Annotated in this window: 8 protein-coding genes; all 8 read left to right on the top strand. The window is 49.2% G+C overall.

Translation table 11 applies throughout. The annotated features are described in order from the left end of the window. The first annotated feature begins 23 nt into the window (after positions 1-23). The 8 genes from NST33_RS09615 to NST33_RS09650 all read left to right on the top strand — a co-directional run bounded on the left by NST33_RS09615 (position 24) and on the right by NST33_RS09650 (position 12,803). A complete protein-coding gene (locus NST33_RS09615; protein WP_339307740.1) occupies positions 24-1,625 on the top strand; it encodes an AraC family transcriptional regulator in 1,602 nt (533 codons plus the stop codon). 108 nt (positions 1,626-1,733) lie between these two features. Then, positions 1,734-2,705, top strand: coding sequence for an ABC transporter substrate-binding protein (locus tag NST33_RS09620; RefSeq protein ID WP_339307741.1), 972 nt, complete (start codon positions 1,734-1,736; stop codon positions 2,703-2,705). Beyond that, positions 2,706-3,518, top strand: coding sequence for a hypothetical protein (locus NST33_RS09625; RefSeq protein ID WP_339307743.1), 813 nt, complete (start codon positions 2,706-2,708; stop codon positions 3,516-3,518). Between the two features lie 236 nt (positions 3,519-3,754). After that, positions 3,755-4,276, top strand: coding sequence for a TetR/AcrR family transcriptional regulator (locus NST33_RS09630; protein ID WP_339307745.1), 522 nt, complete (start codon positions 3,755-3,757; stop codon positions 4,274-4,276). 119 nt (positions 4,277-4,395) lie between these two features. After that, on the top strand, positions 4,396-5,355 hold the full coding sequence (locus NST33_RS09635; protein WP_339307747.1) for an SDR family NAD(P)-dependent oxidoreductase: 960 nt from the start codon (positions 4,396-4,398) through the stop codon (positions 5,353-5,355). 476 nt (positions 5,356-5,831) lie between these two features. Continuing rightward, positions 5,832-10,685, top strand: a complete 4,854-nt coding sequence (locus NST33_RS09640) for a hypothetical protein (protein ID WP_339308658.1) — start codon at positions 5,832-5,834, stop codon at positions 10,683-10,685. A gap of 111 nt (positions 10,686-10,796) precedes the next feature. Then, complete coding sequence (locus tag NST33_RS09645; protein ID WP_036670038.1) at positions 10,797-11,036, top strand: DUF896 domain-containing protein; 240 nt, start codon at positions 10,797-10,799, stop codon at positions 11,034-11,036. Between the two features lie 336 nt (positions 11,037-11,372). Continuing rightward, on the top strand, positions 11,373-12,803 hold the full coding sequence (locus tag NST33_RS09650) for an NAD(P)/FAD-dependent oxidoreductase (RefSeq protein WP_221823252.1): 1,431 nt from the start codon (positions 11,373-11,375) through the stop codon (positions 12,801-12,803). The last annotated feature ends 55 nt before the right edge of the window (positions 12,804-12,858 follow it).

Raw genomic sequence — 12,858 nt, forward strand, 5'->3', positions numbered from 1 at the left:
CAGAACGGGGAGGGGACATGCGCATGGAGGAGAATGATTGGATCAAACAACTGGAGCAACTACATTTCTCTGCTGTCCACGTCTGCCATTACTCTAGCAATCCGGGGGCTGTCCAGCGTCGGATCTGGAAAAGGTTCGCCATTTGCAGGGTCATCGCTGGCAAGGGATCTTTGTCTATGGATAACATTGTACATACGGTGTCTCAAGACGAGTGGTTTTTGTTGAAGCCAGGAATGCATGTGGAGTTTCAGACGGATATGGAAGCACCTGTCCGATATCAGATCATTTTATTTTCCTGTGTTACACTTACCCGGCGTCGGAATGCTTGGCATACCGAGGCATTTGATCTCCCTGTGAAGGGCAAACTTAATGTTCCTTCCAATACACGTGATATTCAGGAGATGATGGATACCCTGGTGAGTGGAAAGTACTCCATCACGAGTCTGGAAAAGACGCGCAGGAAACATCTTTTGCATCAGTTGTTGATTCAGTTAATGGTGCACGTGAATGAAGCAACACCCCCTGAAGCGGGGATGGATTTGGCACTTGATTATATGACGCATCAGTATATGGAAAACATTCGAATGGATCAGATGGCCCGCATGGCAGGGCTTAGTGTGAATCATTTTATAAGAACATTCAAACGGCAACTCAATATGACCCCGATTGAATATATACTGAAACTACGTATGGCGAAGGCCAAGCAGTTGTTATTTTCTTCAGATAGAATCAAGGAAATTGCGGAGCAAGTAGGTTATAAGGACGAGCACTATTTCAGCAGAGTCTTCAAGAAAAACGAAGGAATCGCCCCAACGTTGTATATGAAAAATAAAGTGAATCGCATTGCCACCTTGTATTACGGGTTGGACGATTATGTGATAACGCTCGGTTTGAGGCCAGTATCCGCTTTATCCTATGGTCAGAGGGTAGCTCGTCATGTTGCCGTACCTGCGCTTCAAGCACACAGTCATCAGGGACTTATTCTGGATAGCTTCAATCAGAACTATGATGATTTGAGGCGAGTCCAACCGGACCTGATCATTACAAGTGATCGTTTGGAGCCAAATGACTCCCTGAATCGTATCGCGCCTACCACCATGCTGGAGCACACCAACCATTTTGGGGAGAGGCTTCTGTATATGGCGGACATTATGGGCCGCACCGAACAGGCTGTACAGTGGATAGAACAACATGCTGAACTGAGCCGGGTTCTTCGAGGACGCATTCAATCGAGGTGGGGGAAACAGAGTGCCATGTTCATCCGGGTGACTTCTCATTTCTACCGAATGTATGGATTGAACAACCAGACAGGGGCGCTATTGTATGATGATCTGGGATTTTATTTGCCTCGTGATTTTCCGGAACAACAGTGGGCTGTAGAGAGTAAAGTTCGCGATTTGCAGTTATACGACGCGGATCATGTGTTTGTAATGGTCGATCCCACAGAAGAGGCACGTGCTCAACTGAGGCAATTACAGCAATCCAGTGCATGGTTGGCATTAAAGGCTGTTCAAGAAGGCCGTGTATATAATGCAGGAGATATTTTCTTCAAAACGCTGGGTCCGACCGGACGCATGTGGGCCATGCGATATGTGGCAGAGCAACTTGGGGTTACCTTAAGGTGATATTATGCAAGAGAAGAGAGTGGAATAATCCATGGTCAGCCTGTGCGCTTTTCCCTACTATAGTGATAATGATTATTATTATTAAATAGTAGAGGGGATTTACTACAAATGGTAAGACAGAGAGCAACAACGATGATACTGTTGACCCTGCTTGTGCTCGTTCTGACGGCATGTAGCAAGGCAACAGAAGCAACGCCTCTGCAACAGGATACGCCTGTGGAAGAGAGTGGTACACAAACGATTGAGCATCTTAAAGGAACAACGGTTGTACCGCAAAAAATAGAGCGTATGGTGGTATTATCTGCTGCTTACATCGATCACATGTTGACGATTGGTGAGAAACCAGCAGGCGTTAATGTAGAAGTTCGTTACGGAGGAGATTATTTGCCTTACTTTGCAGATCAGCTTGCCGGCATTCCAACGGTAGGGTCTGCAGACAGTCCTAACCTGGAGGCTATCCTTCAGATTGATCCGGATGTCATCGTTATTGAGAGTCGAACTGCGGAGAGTACGTATGATCAGTTGGAGAAAATCGCTCCGACGATTGTACTTGGTACTGAATGGCTGGATTTTGTTGATGATACAACATATTGGACACAGGATCTGTTGACCATTGCCGGGATGTACAACAAAGTGGATCTGGCAAAAGAAAAGATAGCCGAGGTAGAGCAGCAGGCGAAGCAACTAAAAGCGAAGATCGAACAACTGGATCAAAAAAAGTTGGCTTATCTGCGTGTAAGAGAGAAGACCTTACAAATTTACGCGGCAAAGGGACATCCAACCAACACACTTTTGTATCATGATCTTGGATTTGTGCCAACGACTGTGACACCTGCCGAACAACGTGAGGATTTGTCCATGGAGAAAATTGCAGATGTGGATGCTGATTTCGTAGTTCTGGAGATTGACCCGAATGCCGATGAGTATTTAAACAACATCAATGCAAGCTCACTCTGGAAGAGAGTACCTGCTGTTGGTACAGATCAGGTCTATACGACAGATTCCTTCTGGTTGTTTAAGGGCTGGGGAGCAATTGGGCGAAGCGAGATTATCAACGAAGTTGAAGATATGATTCAGTAGATGAAACGTTATCCAAGACATGATTATTCAGAGATGTTGGAAGCGTTACAGCAATTTTTTGTGACGACGATCCAAGCCACTTGTGATGATTCCAAGTATCCTTTCCGTGTGAAGGATCTGTTGAATGAAGAGAAACGAAACTTGATATTGCGTGAACAGGCTATGCAGCAAGGGCTTCAACTGGGCGGCAGAGGAAGTGCGGCTGTTGGTACACTTTTTGCCAAACGTTACTCCGTATTTGTTATGTCCATAATCTCAGCATTCAGTCTATACGATACGATACTTAGCATTGCAGACGATGATGTGCGGTTTGAATTGAATGGAGCAGGTGGCATGCGATATGCGACTCGGCTGGAGAGAACCTCTCTGGAGGCTGAAGATCCTGTTCAGCGCAGGTCAGAGAGTGGTTTGCTCAAGAAAAGAGTGCTGTTACATCTGGAACCTGTCCTGCGAGCGGTAGCCGTCGGAACAGGAGCGAGCGATAAGGTCATGTGGTCTCTGGTTGCGCATAATGTGCAACAATTGTATGCACGAATGATCCATGATCAGAGCATTTGGAAGACAGATGAACGGCTTGCAAAGATTCAAGAAGATCAAAGCCTCTGGCTGGACCGGCAAAACGATAATGCATGTACATTTGCCAATGAGCTACAGTGCTTCGAACATTCCAGTTGGCAGGGACCGCCGTTCCTGATACGTCGATATTGTTGTTTGGCATATCAGGTTGGGAGCGGCAGTCAAGCACATGCATATTGTAACAGTTGTCCCAAGCTGGATTCGGAATCCCGATTGCGCAAACTTCTCCAGCAGTGAACAGACACTCTTGTACCGCATGGTACGTATCTGTTTCAGACAATCCATGTTCTCTTCGGTTTCCAGTGGATAGAATCTATGATAGACAAGCTACACAACCTGCAGCGGCTTGAGCCAGCGTCTGCGGGTTTTGTTGGCTTTGTACAGGGTCATAATACCTTTGCATTGAAGGATAGTATTCGTTATACTACAAGCTATTGATTAATTAATCACTAACTATGGGAGGACGAATTATCATGGCTAAAGATACAGCAGCGTCGGTTAACCGGCGAAATGATATTATCTCTGCAGCAATTGACGTCTTCGCGGAAATTGGCTATTATCGTGCGACCACAGCCCAGGTGGCTGAACGGGCACAGATCTCACAGCCGTATATATTTCGTTTTTTCAAAACAAAAGAAGCTTTATTATTAACTGCACTTGAGGTCTCATGGACACGGGTGATTGATTCGTTTCGAATTGTGGTGGAGACGGCGACGCCAGATCAGCTAGAGAATGATCTCATTGAAGCCTACGATAGGATTCTGGAATCTCACAAGAGCGAAATACTGCTTCAGATGCAGGCGCAAACGATCCAGGAAGAAGTTATTCGTCAGGCCATGCAAAAAGGCATGAGTGATGTAAGAGCCATGGTACTGGAAGCTTTCACAGTTGCAGGAATTGCCGAACCTCTGAAAAGAACAATGATTTTCCTGGCGATCGGGATGTTATGTAATATATCTACTGCGCTGGATATGCCAGAGCTCAAGGATCGATAGAGAGGGAGGTAAAGTCCCTTTTTGAATTTTAGTTATTGATCAATCACTAAATATGATTTATATTATTTTCAGATAAGTAATTGATCAATAACTAAATGGATGGAAGAGGTCGATATACGATGAAAAAGGCTATTGTGATTGGAGCCACAGGTGGAACAGGTGCAGCGATTACGGAGGAATTGATTAGACAAGGGATTTCTACGATCGCATTTGGGCGCTCCCGTCAAAAGTTGGAGCAACTTGCGGTAAAATTGGGATATCCGGATCACCTGTTAATTGCAGTTGGAGATGCATTTCGGTCGGAGGATATTATTGCTGCTTCCCAAGGTGCCGATGTCATATTTCATTGTGCGAATGTCCCTTATAACGAGATGGAGAGCAGGCTGATTCCGCTCGGTGAATCTGTGATGGCGGCGGCAGAACACTTGGGTCTGAAGGTGGTTGTTATAGACGGAATCTACCCTTATGGCAGAAGACAAATGAGCGAGGTAACGGAAGAACATCCGAAGCAGCCGCATACCCGCAAAGGCAAGACACGACTTGCCTATGAACAGATGTTATTCAGCACCAGATGGAGTAGAGCTCAGGTGATGATCGTTCGTTTGCCAGATTATTATGGCCCATCGGCTAATCAAGCTTCCTATCTGGGTTCAACCCTTGAAGCGATAGCAAAAGGAAAGATGGCTTTTTTTATCGGAAATATGAAGACACCAAGAGAGTATATTTATTTGCCGGATGCTGCGGTAATGGTGGTGGAGCTGGCAAGCAGAGAGACGACGTATGGACAGAACTGGAACATTCCTGGATCGGGGATCATCTCGGGTCATGACATCGTGCGATTGGCACAAAAGGCTGCAGGAAGAAGTAAACCTGTGATGGAGTTAGGAAAAATAGGGTTGTCGGTGATCGGACTAGGTGTACCCGTTATGAAAGAAATTGTAGAAATGTTATATCTGACCGAGGAACCCCTGATCTTGAGTAGACAGAAGTATGAGGAACGGATTGGCCCAGTTGTGGCAACATCTTTTGAAGAAGGAATTGCGTTGACGATTAAGGAGTTGGAGTTGCAGGGGGAGTAGAGGGGAATATATTTTTAGAAGAAAGTAATTGATTGATCACTAATTATAAAGGTTTCATAGGTATATTGAATAGGGGGCGCACAAAGCTAGTCCCGGGCATAGAGTGTACTATTGTAAAATGCGGAGAATCGACGTGGTGTACGAGGAGGGGGGATTTTCTTGTGAGCGGTATATCCAAAAGGAAACGCAAAATTTCCTCAAGTAGTACAGGCAAACGGAAAGCAAAAAAATCAAAAAAACACTCTATCCCAAAGAAGAAGAGTAAGTCTTGTAAGAAAAGCAAACGTAAATGCAAAAAAAAGAAAAATCACAGGATTCCTTTCCTTCGCGGCCCACGGGGGTATCAGGGAATGAGAGGATTCACTGGAGCAACAGGTGCTACTGGGTTAACCGGAGACCCTGGGTATCCCGGCATATGGGGAGCAACCATTTTAACAGGACGGACTGGAGCTACTGGAGCCACTGGAAGTACCGGAATGAGTGGTGCAACAGGAGAAACTGGAGTTACCGGACTGACTGGAACTATAGGATCTACAGGTCAGACGGGTCCACCGGGTGAGGCGGGAGCAACTGGATCTACAGGAAGTACAGGAGCTACAGGTGCAACTGGCACTGGATCAACTGGAGTCACAGGAACAACCGGCGCAACTGGAATTACCGGATTTGGTGTTAAAGGCGTGACCGGTGCTACAGGAAATACTGGTATAACCGGCTTTACAGGTCCAACTGGAGTTGCAGGATTAGCTGGGGCTACCGGGTTCACTGGAGCAACTGGCCCAACTGGAATTGGTGTGATGGGACTAACAGGATCTACTGGTGAAACAGGAATAACGGGAGTTACCGGAACAACTGGCCCAACCGGAGCAACTGGCCCAACCGGAGCGACGGGTCTAATAGGTATTACGGGTGCGACTGGATTAACGGGAAGTACTGGCGAAATTGGAACCACAGGCCCGTCCGGCCCAACCGGTGAGACAGGTATCACCGGAGTTACAGGCGCTACAGGATTTACTGGGGCGATAGGAGCAACGGGAAGTACGGGTCCAACTGGAAATACAGGCATAACTGGCACGAAAGGGATAACAGGTGCGATCGGCGCAACTGGTGCCACTGGGGGGATTGGGTCTTCGGGAGTTACTGGAATTACGGGTGTAACCGGATCTACTGGAAGTACTGGTGAGACGGGGCTAACAGGAGTCACAGGTCCAACTGGTGTCACTGGCGTAACTGGCGTTACGGGTACAGCAGGTACGACTGGACTAACTGGCGTTACTGGAATTGCGGGCACAACAGGAACGACTGGAGTAACGGGTGCAACAGGTATTACTGGATTTATAGGTAGTACAGGTCCAACAGGGGTCACAGGAACGACAGGTGTGACGGGATCAACTGGCGCAACTGGAGAAATGGGGATTTCAGGTGCAACCGGAGTTAGTGGCACAACAGGAATTACCGGAGCTACCGGAATTACGGGTGCTACAGGAAACACCGGGACGACAGGTGTAACTGGAGAAACAGGGTTCACAGGACTAACGGGAGTTACCGGTCCAACAGGAACGACAGGGTTAACAGGGGTAACCGGAATCACCGGTGAGACTGGAACCTCAGGGATTACAGGTACAACTGGACTAACTGGCATTACTGGAACCACGGGTCTCACAGGCGTGACTGGAGCCACTGGTGCGACTGGGACCACAGGAAGCACGGGTACAGCTGGTGTAACTGGCCCAACAGGTGCGACTGGAGAAACAGGAAGTACAGGTTCCACGGGAGTAATCGGCGCAACCGGAACAACTGGTGCAACTGGAGAGACAGGACTAACAGGTATAACTGGAGCTACTGGAAGTACGGGTGCGACGGGAACAACTGGTTTTACAGGTGCAACCGGAGTTAGTGGCACAACAGGAATTGCTGGTGTAACTGGCGCGACAGGACTCACCGGGGTTACTGGTTCAACTGGTAATACCGGAGCTACTGGCATAACCGGGGTCACCGGGGAAACAGGGCCAACCGGCACAACTGGCGTTACGGGTACAATTGGTTTGACCGGAGCAACAGGCGTCACCGGAGAGACGGGTCTAACTGGGAGCACAGGAGCCACAGGAATTACTGGAGATATAGGTCCAACAGGGGTCACAGGTACGACTGGCGTGACGGGACCGACCGGTGCAACTGGAGAAACGGGAATTACCGGAACCACTGGCGTTACTGGGGAGACAGGTCTAACAGGGAACACAGGTGTAACGGGACCAACTGGCACGACTGGTTTAACTGGCGTAACGGGACTTACTGGTGTGACCGGAACTACTGGTATTTCGGGAGTAACCGGAGCAACAGGTGTCACTGGAGAGACAGGTCTAACAGGAGGTACAGGTGCAACTGGACTAACTGGTATTACCGGAATCACGGGTACAGCTGGTGTAACGGGCCCAACAGGTGCCGCTGGAGCAACAGGAAGCACAGGTGCCACGGGAGTAACCGGAACAACTGGTGTAACTGGAGAGTCGGGTCTAAGAGGAGTCACTGGTGTCACTGGGGAAACGGGTATAACCGGGGCCACAGGTGTAACGGGCCCTACCGGTTCGACTGGCCCTACAGGAGAGACGGGGTTAACCGGGGTCACAGGTCTGACTGGTGTGACGGGACTGAACGGTGCAACTGGAGAAACTGGAATTACAGGTACAACTGGACTAACTGGCATTACTGGAACCACGGGTATCACAGGAGTGACCGGAGCTACCGGACTGACTGGTGTCACTGGGGAAACGGGTCTAACAGGATTCACAGGCGCGACGGGACCGACGGGATCGACTGGGGCGATAGGAGCAACGGGAATTACAGGTATCTCGGGAGTGACTGGAGTAACAGGGTTCACAGGACTGACGGGAGTGACCGGGGCCACTGGTGTTACTGGGGAGACCGGTCTAACTGGAAACACAGGTGTGACGGGCCCTACCGGTTCGATTGGCCCGACTGGTTTAACTGGCGTAACAGGAACAACTGGTATTACGGGAGTAACTGGAGAGACAGGACTAACAGGTGTAACTGGAACTACTGGAAGTACGGGCGCGACGGGAACAACTGGTGTTACGGGTGCAACCGGAGGTAGTGGCACAACAGGAATTACTGGTATAACTGGCGCGACAGGACTCACCGGGTCTACTGGTTCAACTGGTATTACCGGAGCAACAGGCGTCACTGGAGAGACGGGTCTAACTGGGAGCGCAGGAGCCACAGGAATTACTGGTGCAACCGGAATTACTGGAGATATAGGTCCAACAGGGGTCACAGGTACGACTGGAGTGGCGGGCTTAACTGGCGCAACTGGAGAAACGGGGATTTCAGGTGCGACCGGAGTTAGTGGCACAACAGGAATTACTGGAGCTACCGGAACTATGGGGGTTACAGGAATTACTGGAGATATAGGTCCAACAGGTGAAACAGGAATAACTGGAGAGACGGGGCTAACCGGAGTCACTGGTGTCACCGGGGTAACGGGTCTATCCGGGGCCACAGGTGTAACGGGCTCAACCGGTTCGACTGGCCTAACAGGAGTGACAGGACTAACAGGTATAACTGGAGTCACTGGAAGTACGGGTGTGACAGGAGCAACAGGAGCAACAGGAGCAACAGGCGTCACTGGAGAGACGGGTCTAACTGGCAGCACAGGTACGATTGGGGCAACGGGTATCACGGGAGTTACTGGTGTAACAGGAGCCACAGGAATTACTGGTGCAACTGGAGCTACTGGAGCTATAGGTCCAACAGGGGTGACAGGTACGACTGGTGTGACGGGATCAACTGGAGAAACAGGGTTCACAGGACCAACAGGTGCGACTGGCTTAACTGGTGTTACGGGTACAACAGGTGCGACCGGAGCCACTGGGGTCACAGGGGAAACGGGTACGACTGGAGCAACGGGAAGTACGGGTACTACAGGAGCTACTGGTGTTACGGGATTAACTGGAGCCACGGGCATTACAGGAGAGACGGGGGTAACAGGCGTTACCGGCACGACAGGACCAACAGGACCAACAGGACCAACCGGAGCCATTGGTGCGACTGGCGTAACCGGAGTCACTGGTACGACTGGAGTTACAGGAGCAACGGGGAGTACGGGTTCTACAGGAATAACTGGCGTAACCGGGCCGACTGGTGCTACTGGAATTACTGGGGTAACTGGAGTTACAGGAGTTACAGGAGTAACCGGCACGACCGGCGTAACTGGCATTACGGGTGTGACTGGAGCTACCGGAATTACAGGTGCCACTGGAGAGACGGGTGTAACAGGGGTCACAGGTACGACTGGTGTGACGGGACCCACCGGGGCTACTGGAGCAACGGGAACTACGGGAGTTACTGGCGTAACCGGCGCGACTGGAACTACGGGTGCGACTGGTGCCACTGGCATAACTGGCGTAACTGGTGTTACGGGTACAACAGGTACGACTGGAGCCACTGGGATAACAGGTGTGACTGGAGCAACAGGAACCACGGGCATTACAGGAGAGACGGGTTTAACAGGCGTTACAGGCACGATCGGTGTAACGGGACCGACCGGAGCAGCTGGGGCTACAGGGCTCACAGGTGTATCAGGAGCCACAGGCACAACAGGAATTACGGGTATCACGGGGGTGACCGGTGCTACAGGAACTACAGGTACAACGGGTGTAACAGGAGCCACCGGAAGTACTGGTTCAGCAGGAGTTACAGGTATAACTGGCGCGACCGGAGCAACTGGAGAAACAGGAATAACGGGAGCCACTGGAGCAACAGGAATCACAGGAACAACAGGTGCAACCGGGGCCACGGGCTTGACAGGAGCCACTGGACCAACCGGCCCCAATTTTGCAACACAAGGGTTCTCTGCCTTCCTGGCTACACTTTCGACAGCAACGAGCGCACAATTAACCAACTGGACAACAACGAGTCCTTATTACGGTAATGCCAACTTTAATGCAACTACGGGGAATTATACCGTCCCGGTAACTGGAAGATACTCGATTGTGGCCACGATCAATTATGCAACGACCGCAGCGATTGCTCTATCTCTGGGTGCTGGTGTTAACCCAGCCTTTCTTGTACAGAGAACATCCCCTACGGTAACGACACTTGTCAGTGGTTTGTTGCCCGTCCTAAATGTCGCGATTACGCTACTCACACTGCGGGCAGTGCTGGGAAGTGGTTCAGTGACTTTGGCAGTAGAAGTCGCACTGAACGCGGGAGATGTGATTGGACTGTTCTATGCTGCAAACGGGTTGACGATTACATTGAACCTGGGCAGTGGTGCTACAAATGGCATTGTGTGGTCTGTGCATGAGATCACCTAAACACTTCTCAACGGATTGCGCCTATGGACAAATTCGTAAAGTTGTAATAAGTTAGTTTGAAGATATTCGAAATATCTTTTGGAAATTGGACTAACAAGTGAGGTGGATTACATGATTCCTATTTTGGGACGCATTAACGAATTAAGTCGAAAACAACGTAGCAGCGTCGGTTTGACAAAAGCTGAACAAAGCGAGCAGCACGAGCTTAGAAAACAATATTTGCAGGCTATTCGAGGTCAGGTGCTGACAACCATGCTGGCAGTATCCGTTGTGGACCCACTGGGGCATGATGTGACCCCTGAGAAATTAACCAATGAAAAATTGCAGCGCCGTGAACAAGCCGGCCAATAGCATTCCTTTAAAAAGACAGACCAAGGTTACATCTTGGTCTGTCTTTTTTTGTTTTCTGCAAATCTTCCGTCTAAAAGGAAGCACATCAAAAGAGGAAGGTACCATCTAATTAGGTATTTCGTGAATATTAACAAGCATGTTAGATATTTTTAGTGTTGATGACAATAAAGCTGCCGCGAACTTCAAATAATCTCGGATAACTCATATAATAACGCTAATATATTTCAGAAATACAAGGTGAAAGCACAATTAACCTCAATATAACTAACAACAAACTTACATCAAATAATCAAAGAAAGACTAGTTCATATGTGTCCTTGAAAGGGTTGATGAATCATGAGCCTGGAAGATTTGAATGAACGTGTGAAGAAAGATCTAGCTTATTTGTCATTTGGTGGTTCGAACTGGGTACGCCCAAGAGAACATGCGGATGGTCATGTCTATGATGTTGTCATTGTAGGCGGAGGCCAGAGTGGATTAGGGGCAGCATTTGGACTTCTTCGCGAGCGGATATCCAATATTGTTGTTATTGACGAGAATGCATCGGGGCTTGAAGGACCTTGGGAGACTTATGCACGCATGGTTACTTTGCGCACACCCAAGCATCTGACTTCCATCGATCTGGGTATCCCCTCGTTAACTTTTCGCTCATGGTGGGAAGCACAGGTGGGGCCCGATGGTTGGGAAGAGGTAGATAAGATCCCGCGTGGAGACTGGATGAATTATTTACGCTGGTATCGGAAAGTGCTGAATCTGCCTGTGTTTAATGAGGTGAAATTAACGCTGGTTGAGCCAATAGAGAACGGAATACATCGACTTCATGTGAACAAGGCAGGAACTCAGATGGACGTTATCCTTGCTCGCAAAGTAGTGTTTGCTACGGGAATACAAGGTGGTGGAGAGTGGCATGTGCCATCCATGATTGCGGATAGATTACCTCGGGATCGGTATGCCCATACGTCGGAAGCGATTGATTTTGATCAGTTAAAAGGTAAAAGGGTGGCTGTGCTTGGGGGCGGCGCTTCTGCATTCGATAATGCGAGTTATGCCCTTGCCACCGGTGTGGCGGAAGCTCATGTATTTGTACGACGGGAACAACTGCCAAGTGTTAATCCCATTCGTCAGATGGAACAATCCGGTATGATTGAGCGATACCACGCTCTTCCGGTTGCTGATAAATATGAAGTGATCTCTCATTTCTTCAAATTCAATCAACCGCCAACTAACGATACGTTTAATCGTGCGGCAGCCTGGCCTGGATTCGAACTGCATTTGAATTCGCCTTGGCTGAGTGTGGAAGCGACGGAGCAAGGCACGATAGTGCATACGGCACAGGGAGCATATACGTTTGATTTTCTAATTATTAGCACAGGGCTTCTCAGTGATCCGGCACTCCGTCCTGAGCTGAAGCTTGTGGAGCCATACATCGCGCGTTGGGAGGACGGTTACCAAGCTCCACCAGGGCATCGCAATGCGTTGCTGGACGCACATCCATACCTGAGTTCCGGGTTTGCAATGACAAGCAGAAGTGAACAGGGTGAGAAAGCGTTGCACGGACTATTTGTATTCAACTACTCTGCACTTGCCAGCTGTGGTCTGTCGGCATCGGCAATATCGGGGACCAAGAGTGCAGTGCCGAAACTGGTCTCTGCTATAGCGGATCAGTTGTTCCTCGATGATCGGGAGATTATTTTGGAGCAATTCTATGCGTATGAAGAACAGGAATTTACGGCTACATGGGTGAAAAGTGGTCCCCTCGCTGAGTAATTGCACTCTATAATATTGTGAACGTGTGGCATCTGATGCTGCACGTTTTTTTGTT

Origin of the sequence: Paenibacillus sp. FSL L8-0435, from assembly GCF_037965655.1 — a bacterium.
Taxonomy (GTDB): Bacteria; Bacillota; Bacilli; order Paenibacillales; family Paenibacillaceae; genus Paenibacillus.